Annotated in this window: 15 protein-coding genes and 1 tRNA gene; 8 read left to right on the plus strand and 8 right to left on the minus strand. The window is 67.8% G+C overall.

What is annotated here, in order from left to right; genetic code table 11:
* Positions 1-132 precede the first annotated feature (132 nt).
* Complete coding sequence (locus tag ACW11F_RS04265; protein WP_456995629.1) at positions 133-576, plus strand: hypothetical protein; 444 nt, start codon at positions 133-135, stop codon at positions 574-576.
* Here the strand turns inward: ACW11F_RS04265 and rlmKL are convergent.
* Both rlmKL and ACW11F_RS04275 read right to left on the minus strand, forming a co-directional pair.
* A complete protein-coding gene (gene rlmKL, locus ACW11F_RS04270) occupies positions 550-2,754 on the minus strand; it encodes a bifunctional 23S rRNA (guanine(2069)-N(7))-methyltransferase RlmK/23S rRNA (guanine(2445)-N(2))-methyltransferase RlmL (protein WP_456995630.1) in 2,205 nt (734 codons plus the stop codon). The two genes, ACW11F_RS04265 and rlmKL, sit on opposite strands and share 27 nt — an antisense overlap.
* Positions 2,755-2,785: 31 nt before the next feature.
* Positions 2,786-3,310 (minus strand): alpha/beta family hydrolase, encoded by a 525-nt coding sequence (locus tag ACW11F_RS04275; RefSeq protein ID WP_456995631.1) that lies wholly within the window; start codon positions 3,308-3,310, stop codon positions 2,786-2,788.
* A 50-nt stretch (positions 3,311-3,360) separates the two neighbouring features.
* On the opposite strand from ACW11F_RS04275, the gene ACW11F_RS04280 reads away from it, so the two are divergent.
* The 3 genes from ACW11F_RS04280 (at position 3,361) to ACW11F_RS04290 (ending at position 5,707) form a co-directional block, all read left to right on the plus strand.
* Complete coding sequence (locus ACW11F_RS04280; RefSeq protein ID WP_456995632.1) at positions 3,361-3,945, plus strand: N-acetylmuramoyl-L-alanine amidase; 585 nt, start codon at positions 3,361-3,363, stop codon at positions 3,943-3,945.
* Positions 3,946-4,016: 71 nt separating this feature from the next.
* Positions 4,017-4,892, plus strand: a complete 876-nt coding sequence (locus tag ACW11F_RS04285; protein WP_456995633.1) for an acyl-CoA thioesterase — start codon at positions 4,017-4,019, stop codon at positions 4,890-4,892.
* The gene (locus ACW11F_RS04290) at positions 4,892-5,707 is read left to right on the plus strand and encodes a putative signal transducing protein (protein ID WP_456995634.1); all 816 of its coding nucleotides are present in this window, start codon (positions 4,892-4,894) and stop codon (positions 5,705-5,707) included. The genes ACW11F_RS04285 and ACW11F_RS04290 overlap by 1 nt, the downstream gene beginning before the upstream one ends.
* A gap of 72 nt (positions 5,708-5,779) precedes the next feature.
* On the opposite strand, the gene ACW11F_RS04295 is transcribed toward ACW11F_RS04290, so the two are convergent.
* Entirely contained in the window at positions 5,780-6,382 is a 603-nt protein-coding gene (locus ACW11F_RS04295; protein WP_456995635.1) for an EF-hand domain-containing protein, read from the minus strand.
* A 146-nt stretch (positions 6,383-6,528) separates the two neighbouring features.
* Here ACW11F_RS04295 and ACW11F_RS04300 point away from each other — a divergent pair, with 146 nt between their 5' ends.
* Both ACW11F_RS04300 and ACW11F_RS04305 read left to right on the plus strand, forming a co-directional pair.
* On the plus strand, positions 6,529-7,275 hold the full coding sequence (locus tag ACW11F_RS04300) for an arginyltransferase (protein ID WP_456995636.1): 747 nt from the start codon (positions 6,529-6,531) through the stop codon (positions 7,273-7,275).
* A 119-nt stretch (positions 7,276-7,394) separates the two neighbouring features.
* Complete coding sequence (locus ACW11F_RS04305) at positions 7,395-8,525, plus strand: endonuclease/exonuclease/phosphatase family protein (protein WP_456995880.1); 1,131 nt, start codon at positions 7,395-7,397, stop codon at positions 8,523-8,525.
* Positions 8,526-8,546: 21 nt separating this feature from the next.
* Here ACW11F_RS04305 and ACW11F_RS04310 read toward each other — a convergent pair whose 3' ends face one another.
* Together ACW11F_RS04310 and purT are read right to left on the minus strand one after the other, a co-directional pair.
* The gene (locus ACW11F_RS04310; protein WP_456995637.1) at positions 8,547-9,041 is read right to left on the minus strand and encodes a hypothetical protein; all 495 of its coding nucleotides are present in this window, start codon (positions 9,039-9,041) and stop codon (positions 8,547-8,549) included.
* A gap of 3 nt (positions 9,042-9,044) precedes the next feature.
* Positions 9,045-10,250, minus strand: a complete 1,206-nt coding sequence (gene purT, locus ACW11F_RS04315; protein ID WP_456995638.1) for a formate-dependent phosphoribosylglycinamide formyltransferase — start codon at positions 10,248-10,250, stop codon at positions 9,045-9,047.
* 72 nt (positions 10,251-10,322) lie between these two features.
* On the opposite strand from purT, the gene ACW11F_RS04320 reads away from it, so the two are divergent.
* A complete protein-coding gene (locus tag ACW11F_RS04320) occupies positions 10,323-11,246 on the plus strand; it encodes a hypothetical protein (protein WP_456995639.1) in 924 nt (307 codons plus the stop codon).
* Between the two features lie 123 nt (positions 11,247-11,369).
* On the opposite strand, the gene ACW11F_RS04325 is transcribed toward ACW11F_RS04320, so the two are convergent.
* A tRNA-Asn gene (locus tag ACW11F_RS04325) sits at positions 11,370-11,446 on the minus strand.
* A gap of 319 nt (positions 11,447-11,765) precedes the next feature.
* Positions 11,766-12,296 carry a GspH/FimT family pseudopilin gene (locus tag ACW11F_RS04330; RefSeq protein WP_456995640.1) on the minus strand — a complete coding sequence of 177 codons (531 nt, stop codon included), beginning with the start codon at positions 12,294-12,296 and terminating at the stop codon, positions 11,766-11,768.
* Between the two features lie 210 nt (positions 12,297-12,506).
* On the opposite strand from ACW11F_RS04330, the gene uvrB reads away from it, so the two are divergent.
* The gene (uvrB, locus tag ACW11F_RS04335) at positions 12,507-14,540 is read left to right on the plus strand and encodes an excinuclease ABC subunit UvrB (RefSeq protein WP_456995641.1); all 2,034 of its coding nucleotides are present in this window, start codon (positions 12,507-12,509) and stop codon (positions 14,538-14,540) included.
* Between the two features lie 115 nt (positions 14,541-14,655).
* On the opposite strand, the gene ACW11F_RS04340 is transcribed toward uvrB, so the two are convergent.
* Entirely contained in the window at positions 14,656-15,117 is a 462-nt protein-coding gene (locus ACW11F_RS04340; protein ID WP_456995642.1) for an RDD family protein, read from the minus strand.
* Positions 15,118-15,426: the final 309 nt, after the last annotated feature.

The following is a 15,426-nucleotide window of genomic DNA, read 5'->3' on the forward strand; positions in this document are numbered from 1 at the left end:
ACCCCGGTCCACGAGCTGGACAAACGTGATGTGCATCACGTAATCGCGCTCTGCGCTTGACACGGTTCCGCGGGAACGATAGGCATTGGGCAGCGTCCGGGGACGCATGCATCGCTTGGGGAAAACACGCTTGTGAGACGCATCAGGAAATTTTTCGCCGGCAGCACGCTGCTGGCTTTGCTGTGCCTGCCCGCCGTGGCAGGGGCGCAATCCGCCGCGCAGTGCCCGCAGCTGCCACGCGGCAGCGGCCTGACCTGGGAGGTGATCTCCCATCCGGGGCTGCTGTTCTGCAAGGCGGTGGATGACGCCGGCCAGCAGGCCTTCACCGTTTCGATCAGTCCCAGCTCGCCATTCCGGCGCAGCCGCAGCATGCGTGCCGAGCGCATCACCATCAATGGCCAGGAAGTGTTCTGGTATCGCACCGAGATCGCCACGCAGCCGGATCTGCTGGCGCGCGAAACCAGCATCGACCTGTCCGGCGGCGAGGTGGCCTACTTCAACGTGCAGGCGGATACCGGCGAGGAACTGCAACGCGCCTACGAGCAGATTTCAGCGCTCGACTTCGGCCGCCATTGAGGCATCGCCCCGCCGGCGCGGGGTCAGCCGCCATGCACGGTGGATGCGCGGATTGCGCTCGAAATCCGGCGGGATCGTGCTGCGACTGATGTCCTCGACCTCGGCGAACTCGACCAATGTGGACTGGTCCAGGCGGAAGCGGCGGAAGTTGTTGGAGAAATACAACACCCCGCCGGGTGCCAGGCGCGCCATCGCCGCGCGCAGCAGGCGTACATGGTCCTGCTGCACATCGAAATCCCCCGCCCGCTTCGAGTTGGAGAAGGTGGGCGGGTCGCAGAAGATCAGATCGAAGCGCTCGCGCTCGGCTTCCAGCCAGGCCAGCACGTCGGCCTGCACCAGTTGGTGCGCACTGCCACCCAGTCCATTGCAACGCAGGTTGTCCGCCAGCCATTGCAGATAAGTCGCCGACAGATCCACGCTGGTGGTGTGCGCCGCGCCGCCCAGCGCGGCCTGCACCGTGGCCACGCCGGTGTAGCAGAACAGGTTGAGGAAGCGCTTGCCGGCGGCTTCGGCAGCCATTCGCCGACGCAGCGGGCGGTGGTCGAGGAACAGTCCCGTATCGAGATAATCGAACAGGTTGACGCGCAGCCGCGCCGGCCCCTCGCGCACCTCGAGCATGGCTCCGCTATCGGCGAAGCGGCCGTATTTGCTGCCGCCCTTGCCGGTTTCCCGGGTCTTCAGCGCGACCCGTTCACGCGGCACTTCCAGCACCTCGCGTGCCGCGGCCAGCAGCTCGCCCAGACGCCGGCGTGCCAGTGCCGGTGGCACGCTCGAGGGCGCGGCATATTCCTGCACGTGCAGCCAACGCTGGCCACCATCGGCCTCGCTGTAGACATCGATGGCCGCCGCATATTCCGGGATGTCCGCGTCGTAGGCACGAAAACAACTCACCGCTTCGCGATCACGCCAACGTGCAAGCCGGCGCAGGTTTTTCTCGATGCGGTTGGCGACCATGCGCGCGCCGTCGGACAGGGGCTTGGGCTGCGCGGGATCATCACGCTCGCCGCTCAGCGGCGCATCCACCGCGATCAGGGCACACTCCAGCGCGCCGTTGAACACGCGATAGCGCTTGCGCGCATGCAGGCCAGTCGCACGCGCCAGCTCGTCGTTGCCGCACAACAGGCTCGCCGACCAGTGCGGCAATTCCCGGCGCAGGGCATCGCCCAGTTCGCGGTACAGCCGTGGATCGGCCGCCAGCCGCGCATCGTAGGGCGGGTTGCAGGCCACCAGACCCGGCAATTCCGCGGGCTGCGGTGCATCGACCTCGGACGTGGTAAAGAAGCCACCATCGAGCGCACCGACTTCGAAGCGGATCCACTCGCCGACGCCGGCCGCCTGCGCATTGCGCCGCGCTGCCGCGATCATGCGCGGATCAATGTCGCGGCCGAAGAGCACCGGACGCAAGGCGGCGAGGCCGGCCACGGCGCGCTGCCCGGCGTCGGCATGCAGCTGCCGCCAGGCTTCGCCATCGAAACCTTTCCAGCGGCTCGGCAGTTCATTGCCATGGCGCTGCAGACCCGGCGCCACGTCCGCCGCCATCAACGCACCTTCGATCAGCAACGTGCCGCTGCCGCACATCGGATCCAGCAAGGCGCCGCCTTCGCGATAACGCGCCGGCCAGCCGCCACGCGCCAGCACCGCGGCGGCCAGGTTCTCCTTCAAGGGGGCTTCGCCCTGCGCTTCACGCCAGCCGCGGCGATGCATCGGCCCGCCGGACAGATCGACCGAGACGATCGCGCGACCGCGGCGCAGCACCAGATTGAGGCGCAGGTCGGGGTGCTCGGCATCCACCGACGGGCGTTCCCCGCTGGCCTCGCGCAGCACATCGACCACCGCATCCTTGACCCGCTGCGCGGCAAAACGGGCGTGGGTGATCGCGGCTCCGGAGACATGCGCATCCACCGCCAGGGTCATCCCGGCATCGAGGTGGCGTGCCCAGTCCAGCGCACGCGTCTGTGCATACAGCATGGCTTCGTCCGGGCAGTCGAACCCGGCCAGCGGCCACAGGATGCGGCTGGCAAAGCGCGAATGCAGCACCGCGCGCTGCGCATCGCGCAACGTGCCTTCGGCATTGACGCCGGCGGTGGTCGCCTTCGCCGAGGCACAGCCGAGCGCCAGCAGCTCGTCGGCCAGCAGGTATTCCAGACCCTTGCCGCAACTGGCGAAAAAACGGGGCATGACGGGCTCCTCGACGATCGCCGGCGGTGGCTTACAGTTCCGCGAGCAGGGCGGCGAACGCCAGTTTTCCGGTTTCCACGTGGGCACTCAGCCGATGCGAGTCGTCCACCAGCAGCAGGCGGTCGCGACGCATCTGCGCCCACATGATCACCTCGTCGGCAGGGATCAATTCATCACGCCAACCATGCACGATCGAGGTCGGCACGTCCGCTGCCTGCAGTGGTGCGGCTTCGCCCATGCGCACCGGCGGCGCCAGCAGGAACAGCCCGGCCACCGGCACCTCGAGCGAAACCTGCGCCGAAATCCACGCGCCGAGGCTGGAACCGGCCAGCACCAGCGGCCCGCGCGCGGCCGCCTCGCGCGCGCGCTGCAGCAGGCGTTGCAGCCGCTGCGGCACGTTGCCGAGCTGGCTGACCTCGTGCTGTGCATCCAGATCGGTGTAGTCCGGGCGCTCGTGGCTCCAGCCCAAGGCTTGCGCGGCCTCGGCCAGCGCACTGACCTTGGTCGCGTCCGGTCCGCTTTCAAAGCCGTGGGAGAGGATGCAATGACCTTTCATGCCGCCATTGTAGGCGCCTGCCGATGTCCGTCCCGCGATAGCATGGGTCCATGCCTGCCCCCGGCCTGCCCTTCGACGACCGTCCGCTGCCCTATGCGCCCCGGCTTGCGCGGCGCGATGCCGGCGATATCCGGCTGCTGGTGATCCACTGCACCGAATTGCCCGACCTCGCCACCGCGCGCGAGTTCGGCGAGCGCGTGCTGTACGCGGCGTCGGGCACCGGCAACAGCGGCCACTGGTACATCGACCGTGACGGACACTGCGAGCGCTGGGTCGAGGAAACCCGCATCGCACACCATGTGCGTGGCTGCAATGCGCATTCGATCGGCATCGAGCTGGTCAATACCGGACGCTGGCCGGACTGGCTGGATTCGCGCCGGCAGGCGATGGCCGAGCCCTACCCCGCGCCGCAGATTGCCGCCCTGCTCCGGTTGCTGGCCGATCTGCGCCGCCGCTTCCCCTCCTTGCAGCAGATTGCCGGCCACGAGGACCTGGATCGCGAGGACGTCGCCGCCAGCGACGATCCCGCCGTGCGCGTGCGCCGCAAGCGCGACCCGGGGCCGCACTTCCCGTGGCCGCAGGTGCTCGCGGCATGCGGCCTGGAGCGCATCGGCACGCCACCGGATCCGGCATGAAGCCCGGGCGTGGCCACGGCCTTGCCGCCGTGGCCCGATACAATGAGCGCCCGTCCGTCTGCACCGCCACCATGACGCCTCCCGTCGCCGAACTGGTCCAGCTGCTTGCGCTGGAACGCCTGGAAAACAACCTGTTCCGCGGCCAGAGCCGCGACATCGGCACCAAGTACGTGTTCGGCGGCCAGGTGCTGGGCCAGGCGCTGTCGGCGGCACAGGCCACCATCGACCGCGAGCCGCTGCGCGAAGCGCATTCGCTGCACGCCTACTTCCTGCGCGCGGGCGACATCGATGCGCCGATCGTGTACCAGGTCGATCGCACCCGCGATGGCGGCAGCTTCTCGGTGCGCCGGGTGACCGCGATCCAGCATGGTCAGGTGATCTTCTTCGCCGCGGCCTCGTTCCACCGCCATGAGGCCGGCGCCACGCATCAACTGTCGATGCCGGAAGTGCCGCGTCCCGAAGACCTCGCCCCTGCCGAGCCGGTGCCCGAGGCGGTGCTCGAACATCTGCCGATCAAGATCCAGCGCTGGCTGGACCGCACCGGCCCGTTCGAATTTCGCCATGTCTATCCGCGCGACGAACTCAACCCGCCCAAGCGCCCGCCGTTCCAGCAGGTCTGGTTCCGCCTCGCGGACAAGGTCGGCGATGCACCGGAACTGCATCGCGCGCTGCTCGCCTATGCCAGTGACTTCCACCTGCTCGGCACCGCCAACTTCCCGCATGGCATCAGCTATTACCAGCCCGGCGTGCAGATGGCTTCGCTCGATCATGCGCTGTGGTTCCATCGTCCGTTCCGCGCCGACGAATGGCTGCTGTATTCGATCGACAGCCCCAGTGCGCAGGAATCGCGCGGCCTGGCGCGCGGGCAGATCTTCGACCTCGCCGGCCGCCTGGTGGCATCCAGCGCACAGGAAGGCATGATCCGCGTCAAGCAGGACGACGCCTGATGCGCCTGGTGTTTTCCAGCGCCCGACTCGAGAACGCCGAGGGTGTGTCGCGGATGCTGGCCGAGGCCGGCATCGAAACCGTGTTGCGCAACGGGCGCTCGTACAAGGGAGGCTACCGGCGCAACGTCAGCTACAGCCAGGGCACGGCGGACGCGTCGTCGCGGCCTTCGGTCTGGGTGGTGCATGCCGACGACCTGCCCGAGGCGCGCCGACTGCTGCGCGAGGCCGGGCTGATCGACAGCGAACGGCCCGCCGCCGGCGACAGCTATCTGCCGATGCACCTGCGTCCCTCCGCACAGCCATCGCCACGTCGCGGCAGCGGCCCCGGGCGCGTGCGCGTGCTGTTGCTGGTGGGGATCGGCGCACTGATCGCGGCGATGGTGTTGCGCCCGACACCGCGCGAGGCGCCATCGCCGCTGCGCCGCGCCACGCTTCCGACGGCCGCCGACACCGTTCCCGCGCCGACCATCTACCGCGCCGACATGCCCTCGGCACTGGCCGCCCTGCTGGCTGCACGCATCGCCGCCGAACATGGCGTGCACGAGGCCTGCCTGCGCGTCGATGGCGCCGCACCCGGTGACACCGTGCTGGCCGCACTGGCGCAGCTCGAGCAGGCGCCGCGCATCCTCCCGCCAACGGACTGCTCGGCCGCGGACAGCCCGCCGGCACGCATCGACGCCGGTGATTACCGCACCGATGGCTCCGGCAGCGGTCAGGCACGGGTACGGTTGCAGGTCGACGTGGCCGAACACGAACAGGACCTGCAGGTGCGGCGCGAGGGCTTCGACTGGCATGTCGAAGGGCCGGCAGGCTGAGCAGCAGACAAAAAAGAGCCCCGCGATGCCGTGCACCGCGGGGCAACCCCCGACAAACGATCGATTCGAGACTTATTTGACCGGCGGACCACCGGCCCCGCCGCGTTGCCTCATGCCCTGCCGGCGATCCGCGGCCCGCTTGGCATGGAAGGCATCGAACTCGGCGCGCGAAATCTGGCCATCCTTGTTGCTGTCCATGGCCTCGAACATCTGCGTCTGGCGCGCCTGCATGCGCAGCTCGCGATCCTTGGCATCGATGTAGCCGTCCTTGTTCACGTCGAGCTGATCGAAGCGTGCGGCGAATTGCGGCCGCTGTGCGGCTTCGGCACGGCTGATGCGGCCATCCTTGTCGGTATCGAGCTGGCTGTAGTCGCCACGCATGCCCATGCCGGCAGCCTTGCCGGGGCCACGCATCCCTGTACCGCGCATGGCGCGCAATTCATCGGCGGACAGACGGCCATCCTTGTTCGCATCGAGCTGGTCGAAGCGCTGCAACAGCATCGGGTGGCCAGCGGCCTCGTTGCGGTCGATGAAGCCGTCATTGTTGGTATCCGCACGCAGCATCGGGCGCGGCGTGCCGGCGTCGGTCTGCGCCGCCTGCGGTGCGGCGATGGCGATGCCGGCCACAGCGGCAAGGCCGGTGGCAAGGGCGAGATGGAGCGGCTTGATGCGCATGGTGATCTCCTTGGGAGTCGGCCTTGTGGCCGTGGAAGTGACATGTCCATCAACGCCCACTGCGCGGTCGGGTTGACGCTGTCCACGGCGTGTTCAGCTTGCGTGCGGTCTCGCCAGCTGCGACCGCACGGCGATATGCTGGCGACATGAGCGCGGCTTCGCACACGCGGACATCCCCGGATATCCGCCTGTTCCACACCACCGACCACGCCTGTGGCTATTGGCCGCAACGGGTGGCACGCGATCTGGTGCTGGAGCCGGGTGACCCGCGTCTGGCGGCGGCCTATCCACGCATGCTGGAACTGGGCTTCCGCCGCTCCGGCGATCTGCTGTACCGGCCGCATTGCCACGGCTGCCGCCAATGCATGCCGGTGCGCCTGCCAGTACGGGAGTTCCACCCCACACGCAGTCAGCGCCGCAACCTCAAGCGCAACACCGACCTGGTCGCGCGTGTGCTGCCGGCGCGGCGTACCGACGAGCAATTCGAGCTGTATCGGCGCTACCTGCGCGGACGCCATGCCGGCGGTGGCATGGACGATCACGGCCCGACGCAATTCGACCAGTTTCTCTCCGGCGACTGGTCGGATACCCGCTTCCTCGAAATCCGTCGCAAACACGCCGGCGAATGCGGCCCGCTGCTGGCGCTGGCGGTCACCGACCTTGTGCCGGACGCGCTGTCGGCGGTGTACACCTTTTATGACCCGCAGCATGCCGAACGCGGCCTCGGCGTGTTCGCGCTGCTGCAACAGATCGCCTGGGCGCAGCGCGAAGGTCGACGCCACCTGTATCTGGGTTACTGGATCGCCGGCCATCCCAAGATGGACTACAAGCGGCGCCTGCAACCCTTGCAGGGCTACGATGGCCACTCCTGGCAATTGCTGGATCCACGCTGATGAGCTTGATGTTGCGCTTGCCGGCCCTGCTCGGTCTGCTGCTCGCCACCGCAGCCTGCGTGCGCGTCAACGTGCAGGGGGAGCCCGACCCGCAGGCGCTCGAACGCTTACCCGGCCCCATGCAGCGGGTGATCCACGATTCGCTGCCACCCGTGCGCTTCGCCAGCTACAACGTCTCGCTGTACAGCGACGAGGCCGGCGGCCTTGCCCGGCGCCTGGCTGCGGGTGACGAGGACGCGCGCAAGGTGGCCGCGGTGCTGCAGCGGGTGCGCGCCGACGTGCTGCTGCTCAACGAGTTCGACTACGACCCCGAAGGCCATGCCGCCGATCTGTTCCAGCGCGACTACCTCGGTGTTTCGCAGTACGGCGGCACCCCGCTGCACTACCCGTATCGTTACTTCGCCGAGGTCAATACCGGCGTCGCCAGCGGCCTGGATCTGGACGGCGATGGCCGTGTTGGGGGCAGCGGCCGCGCATACGGCAATGATGCCTGGGGCTATGGCCTGCACCCGGGCCAGTACGGCATGCTGGTGCTGTCGCGCTATCCGCTGGACCGTGCGCGGGTGCGCAGTTTCCGCCTGTTCAAATGGGCGTCGATGCCGGATGCGCGCATGCCGCGCGATCCGCTCAGCGGACAAGCGTTTTATCCCGACGTGGTCTGGAAGCAACTGCGGCTTTCGTCCAAATCGCATTGGGACGTGCCGGTACGCACGCCGCAGGGCGAGATCCACTTCCTCGTTTCACACCCGACGCCGCCCACCTTCGATGGCCCGGAAGACCGCAACGGTGCGCGCAATGCGGACGAAATCCGGCTGTGGGCCGAATACGTTTCCGCTGCCGAGGTGCCATGGCTGTGCGATGACGACGGTCGCTGCGGCGGCCTGCCCGATGGCGCCGCGTTCGTGATCGCCGGCGACCTCAATGCCGACCCGCTGGATGGGGATTCGCAGCCGGGGGCGATCCGGCAGCTGCTCGAGCATCCGCGTATCCGCGCCGAGCCGATCCCGCGTGCCGCGGGTGGCCGCGCACGGGCGCGGAGCTACGGCTTGCCGCGCAGCGGTGACCCGTCCACCCATACCGGTGACTTCGGCCCGCGCGTGGGCACCCTGCGCATCGACTACGTGCTGCCATCACGTTCGCTGCGCGTGCGCGAGGCCGGCGTGTACTGGCCGGCTCCCGGCAGCGAGGCGGCACGCCATGCCGATGGCAGCGACCATCATGCGGTGTGGGTGGACGTGCTGGGACGGTGACCGGACCGGACAGGCCGGATATCAATACGCCAGGTTGCCACCCGTCCTGCGTGCGAAGCCGAACACGCCGTCGGTGCGCACCGAGGCGATCAGCCGCACCATGTTGGCCGGCACCATCAGATCGACCTGCTGCGGCACGCCGTCCTCGCCCTCCACCGCCAGCGTCAGCTCGATGAACGCGCCAGCGGTATCGACCTCGCGGCAAAGCAGATGCGGCTCGCCGTTGTCGAGTACCAGGTACGGCGTGACCACGGCGCCCAATGCTTCGATCGCCTGCGGGAAGAAGAACACCGCATAGCCGCTGTTGGGCATGACGCGAGTGGCCGGCAGCGCAGCCGGCGCCACGGCAGCCTCGGCTTCAGGCGCCGCTTCCGGCGCCGCACGTGGTTCGATCGGCGCCGGCGGCTGCAGGGTCTGCTTGACTTCGGCACCCGCACCGGGACGTCCGCGCCAATCGGCCGACGCCTGTGCCTCCTCGTGCCCGTCGTCCTGCGTGTCGCCGATTTCCTGACTCATCACTCATTCCTCCTGCAGGCGGATGCCAAGTGCCGCCGCGGCAGCCGTTGCTGCCTGTCGTGCGGCATCCACCGAGTCTGCACGTGCAAGGGTGACCGCGACGCGACGCGTGCCGGCCACGCGCGGCTTGCCGAACAGACGCAGTGCGACATCCCGGCCTTGCAGCGCGGCGGCGACATCATCGAACACCGGCACACCCTCGCCGCGCGCCAGCACCGCGCAGGAGGCCGAAGGCGCCCGGTTGGCAATCCGTCCCTGCTCGTCCTCGCCCAGCGGCAGGCCGAGGATTGCACGCGCATGCAGGGCGAACTCGGACAGATCCTGCGACACCAGGGTGACCAGACCGGTATCGTGCGGTCGCGGACTGACCTCGGAAAACCAGACCTGGTCGCCCTTGACGAAGAATTCCATGCCGAACACGCCCCAGCCACCGAGGTTGTCGGCGACCTTGGCCGCCATCTCCTGCGCACGCGCCAACGCGGTCGGCGACATCGGCTGCGGTTGCCAGCTCTCGCGGTAGTCACCGTCTTCCTGGGTATGCCCGATCGGCGCACAGAAGGCGATGCCGCCGGCATGACGCACGGTCAGCAGGGTGATCTCGTAATCGAAATCGATGAACCCCTCGACGATCACCCGCCCCTTGCCCGCACGGCCACCGGTTTGCGCGTAGTTCCAGGCCGGATCGATGTCGTCCTCGCCACGCAGCAGCGACTGGCCCTTGCCCGACGAGGACATCACCGGCTTGACCACGCACGGAAAGCCGATGTCCCGCACCGCGGCGCGGTAGTCCTGGTATTCGTCGACGAAACGGTAAGGCGAGGTCGGGACAGCCAGCTCCTCTGCGGCAAGCCGGCGGATGCCCTCGCGGTCCATGGTCAGCCACGCCGCACGCGCGGTCGGCACCACCCGCAAGCCGGCATCGCGCTCCAGTTCGACCAGGGTCGGGGTGTGGATCGCCTCGATCTCGGGCACCACCAGATGCGGCTTCTCGGCCTCGATCAATGCGCGCAAGGCCGCGCCATCGAGCATGTCCAGCACATGCGAGCGGTGCGCGACCTGCATCGCCGGTGCATCGGCATAGCGGTCGGCGGCGATCACCTCGACGCCGAAGCGTTGCAGTTCGATGGCGACTTCCTTGCCCAGCTCGCCCGAGCCAAGCAGCAGCACGCGCATCGCGTGCGGGGAAAGCGGGGTGCCCAGTGTGGTCATGCCTGAATCATGGCTCTCGGCGGGAGAAAGCGACCAGTGTATGCGCTGGGCATGATCTGTCATCCTTTGCGCATGCCCGGCCCCGCCCCCCGCCTGTTGCTCGCCGTCCTGACGTGCCTGCTCGTGCTGGCCGGCTGCGGACAGCCGCCGGAACTGCCGGACGTGCAGATCGCCGGGCTGGTGACCGACCAGGAACTGGACGAAATCAGCGGCATCGCCGCTTCACGGCGGGCGCCGGACCTGCTCTGGGCGATCCAGGACAGCGGCAATCCCGCGCGCCTGTACGCGCTCAGCCGGCGCGGGCGCGTGCTTGGCACCTTCGACATCGAAGGTGCCATCAACCAGGATTGGGAGGATATCGCCAGCTTCGAGCTGGACGGCGAGCCGTGGCTGTTGATCGCCGATACCGGTGACAACGGCGGCATCCGCAAGACCCTGCACCTGCATTTCCTGCGCGAACCGGAGGATGTTGGGGCCGGTGGCGTGCTGCGGCCCGAGCGCAGCATCGAATTCCGCTGGCCGGATGGCGCTCGCGACTGCGAGGCGGTGGCCGTGGATGCCGTGCGCGACGAAATCCTGCTGATCAGCAAGAAGCGCCAGCCGCCGCAGTTGTTCATTCTGCCGCTGCGCCCGCGCGCGGACGCCCCGCGCACGCTGACCGCGCGCCTTGCCGGCACCCTCGTCGGCGTCCCCCAGGCCAGTGCCGCGGAGCGTCGTGACAATCCGCAAATGGCACGCCTGCGCAGCCAGGTCACCGCCGCCGACATCGCACCGGAACGCGATGCGATCGCCGTGCTGACCTATGACAACCTGCTGGTGTACCGCCGCGATGCGGAACTCGATTGGCCACGTGCCCTGGCCAGCCCGCCACTGGTGGTGCGCCTGCACCTGCTGCCGCAACCCGAGGCCGTGGCCTGGTCACATGGCGGACACGGCATCTTCGCCAGCGGTGAATTCAGCCCGGCACCGATCCTGTACCTGCCCTACGTGCGTTGAGCGGCGCTCACGCAGACACGCCGAAGGGCCGACAGGCCCACGTCGTGAATCCGGAAAATAGTGCACAGGAGCCGGAATAGTAGACAGCCCGGGGGAGCGAAACCGCTGCAACCCCTTGAAAAATGGCGCCCGAAGTTGGACTCGAACCAACGACCCCCTGATTAACAGTCAAGTGCTCTAACCAGCTGAGCTATTCGGGCGGGGTGGCCGCACATCTTAGTGGCGCCACCGGACAGGGTCAAGCGGAAAGGGGCCATTGCAGCGCTCCCAAGGCGCCACCCAGTGCCCGCTGGCGGATGGACCCCTGACTGTACGGCGGGACAAGGCCCGGCGGCTTGCAATGAGCGGTTTCCAACGCTCGGCAGCCATTGGCATTCAACCCCACCCTGCCCGTTGGCATCGGCCGCGGTGGCCGATGCAGGCAGCCACTTCCGCATTCGAGCCGCATCACCAGATCACCACATCACGTCGCAACCCGCCGTGCGCTCCCATCAGCACACGGCGACCTGACGGCATGCCTCATGCCGGGCAATCCCGCGCCGGCCGGACCTGTTCGCTGCGCACGCGGCCGACGTTGTTGACGATCACCCGCGCATGCAGGCGCCCGCCTTCACAGATGCTCACGGTCAGGTTGCTGCCATGACTGCGCCCGCTAGGCAGATAACGCAACTGCCGGCGGCCCTGGCTGCTGACCACGCGCAGGCGGTCGCTGCGCGGCTGGTGCACGCTGAGGATGTCTTCGAGCCGATTCGGCTGCAGGTCGCGGTCCGGGTCATGGAACACCATCCAGCCGCGACTCCAGTCGCTGTCGTCCTGGCAGCGCAGCCCGTCGCCCGGACAGGCCACCACCGCGATGTTGCGGCTGACCGCAGCCAGCCGCGCCGAGGCAAAGCCGGCGCTGAGTTCGTGGCTGGCCGCGCGCACCCGGTTGGCTGCGAGCAGCTGCTGGAATCCGGGCAGGCCGATGCCCGTGATCAGTGCGAGCACGGCGAGGCTGATGCAGGCTTCCACCAAGGTGAAACCGGAGCAGCGAGGGATGAACCTGGCCATGGCCGCACTCCATTGAGGGTTGCCGACAGCCTGCCTGCCGCAAGCGTTGACGGGCATCGGCCGCAGCCGCAGCCGGACATCGGAAAACCCTGAAAAGCCGCAGCGGATTTCGCCCGACTACGCCCGCGCGCCTGCCGAGGCCGGCATGCAACACAAGCGCAGCCACCGCGGGTTCATCGCCGCGGCGCCGGTATCCGTATCATTGTGCGGATGCGTGACCACGATTCCGATGCCGGCTTCCGCCTCGTTTCGCCCTACGCACCGGCCGGCGACCAGCCGCAGGCGATCCGCCAGCTGGTGGCCGGCTTCGAGGACGGCCTCGCCCACCAGACCCTGCTCGGTGTCACCGGTTCGGGCAAGACCTTCACCATCGCCAACGTGATCGAACAGGTGCAGCGCCCGACCCTGGTCATGGCGCACAACAAGACGCTGGCGGCGCAGTTGTATGGCGAATTCAAGAGCTTCTTCCCGCACAACGCGGTGGAATATTTCGTCAGCTATTACGACTACTACCAGCCCGAAGCCTACGTGCCCTCCTCGGACACCTACATCGAGAAGGACAGCTCGACCAATGAACACATCGAGCAGATGCGGCTGTCGGCGACCAAGGCCCTGCTCTCGCGGCGCGACGCGATCATCGTCGCCACCGTGTCCGCGATCTACGGCCTCGGCGATCCCGAGGATTATCTGAAGCTGCGCCTGATCCTGGCGCGTGGCGAACGCATCGGCCAGCGCGAGCTGATCCGCCACCTGACCGAACTGCAGTATGTGCGCAACGACGTCGAACTGCGCCGCGGCAGCTATCGCGTGCGCGGCGAGGTGATCGACGTGCACCCCGCCGAATCCGAAAGCGAAGCCCTGCGCATCGAGCTGTTCGATGGCGAGATCGAGCAACTCGCCCTGTTCGACCCGCTGACCGGCGAAGTGCAGCGACGCATCCCGCGCTACACCGTCTATCCGAAGACGCATTACGCCAGCACCCGCGAGAGCGTGCTCAACGCGATCGAAAGCATCAAGGTGGAGCTCGCCGAACGACTGGAGTATCTGTACGCGCAGAACAAGCTGGTCGAGGCGCAGCGCCTGCAGCAACGCACCCGCTTCGACCTGGAAATGATGGCCGAAGTGGGCTTCTGCACCGGCATCGAGAACTATTCCCGCCACCTCACCCGGCGCGAACCGGGCGAGCCGCCGCCGACGCTGTTCGATTACCTGCCCGGCGACGCGCTGCTGGTGGTCGATGAATCACACGTCACCGTGCCGCAGATCGGCGCGATGTACCGCGGCGACCGCGCGCGCAAGGAAACCCTGGTCGAGTTCGGCTTCCGCCTGCCCTCGGCACTGGACAACCGCCCGCTGCGCTTCGAGGAATGGGAGGAACGCTCGCCGCGCACCATCTTCGTCTCCGCCACGCCCGGCCCTTACGAGCTGGACAAGACCGAACACCAGGTGGTGGAACTGGTGGTGCGCCCGACCGGCCTCGTCGACCCGCCGGTGGAAATCCGCCCGGTGGCAACCCAGGTCGATGACCTGCTCTCCGAGATCCACGAGCGCGTGGCGATGGGCGACCGCGTGCTGGTCACCACGCTGACCAAGCGCATGGCCGAGAACCTCACCGAATACCTCGCCGAGCACGACGTGCGCGTGCGCTATCTGCACTCGGACATCGACACCGTGGAGCGGGTCGAGATCATCCGCGACCTGCGTCTGGGCAAGTTCGACGTGCTGGTCGGCATCAACCTGCTGCGCGAGGGGCTGGACATGCCGGAAGTCTCGCTGGTGGCGATCCTCGATGCCGACAAGGAGGGCTTCCTGCGCTCCACCGGCTCGCTGATCCAGACCATCGGCCGCGCCGCGCGCAACGTGCGCGGCAAGGCGATCCTGTATGCCGACCGCATCACCCGCTCGATGCAGGCGGCGCTGGACGAAACCGGGCGTCGCCGCGAGAAGCAGCTCGAGCACAATGCCGAGCACGGCATCACCCCGCAATCGGTGGTGCGCGAAATCGCCGACATCATGGAAGGCGCACGCGAGGATGCCGCCGAAGCCCGTGCCGGCCGCGGACGCGGCGGCAGCCGACGCGTGGCCGATGCCGCCGAGGACTACCGCCGCATGAGCCCGCAGCAGCAGGCGGCGAAGATCAGGGAACTGGAAGACGCCATGTATCGCCACGCCCGCGACCTCGAATTCGAGGACGCCGCGCGCGTGCGCGACGAACTGCAGCGCCTGCGCGAAGCGGCGAGGTGAACGGCTGCCTGCGTACGGGTGCAGGCAGCGCGGACCCATGGATCAACTCGCCATGTCCGGCCCGTGCGGGTGACTGGGCAACCGTCCGTACAGTGAACCCGGTACGGGTCGCGGTTCAGCCTTCGAATCGGACCGGCTGCGGACCACGGTTCTTGTTGCGAATCACCACGGTGCCGGCGATATGGTCGTGCCAGCCTTGTTTCCGCGCATCGAAACCGACCCAGATGCATCCGAGGAACAAGACGATCGCACTCGGGAAATAACCCAGATAGCGGGCTGCCGCTTTGCCGAGCGAGATGTCCTTGCCTGTCGCCGCGTCCACGATGCGCGCGCCGATCACCATCTTGCCCGGCGTCGCGCCCTTGGCGACCCAGAACCACACCACTGCGATGGCAGGCAGGACCCAACTGAGCAGGAAGTCGGCCGGACCATGAACCAATGCGTTGCTGCTCCAATAGTCCGCACCGTAGATCAAGGTGAGCGGCGGGTAGATGATGATCCCCATCAATAGCGCGTCCACCACGCTGGCGACCACCCGTGGCCAGAAGCCGACGTACTCCATTTGCTGCTGCTCCATCAGAGCCCCCTCCCCCGAGGTTGATAGTGAAACTCGCTTCCGCACGATTCCGACTTGAGCGCTTGGCGCCAGCGACACGTCGTGCGCCCATTCGATTGTAATGTTCGAACAGCCCGGCTGCGTGCGGCTTCCTGCTTGCGACGCTCGCCGATGCGGGTACGGCCGGCACCGTCGCCTTGCGTTCCGGCTCCACATGCATCTTCCGATGCGCATGACCGTGGAATTCGGCACGCAGCACGCGCGAACTGGAAAACGGGCCACTGCATAGCCGCGCGCGATCGCGCCTCGGTCCGCGACGTGATCGGACGA

Source organism: Luteimonas sp. e5 (assembly GCF_054031035.1).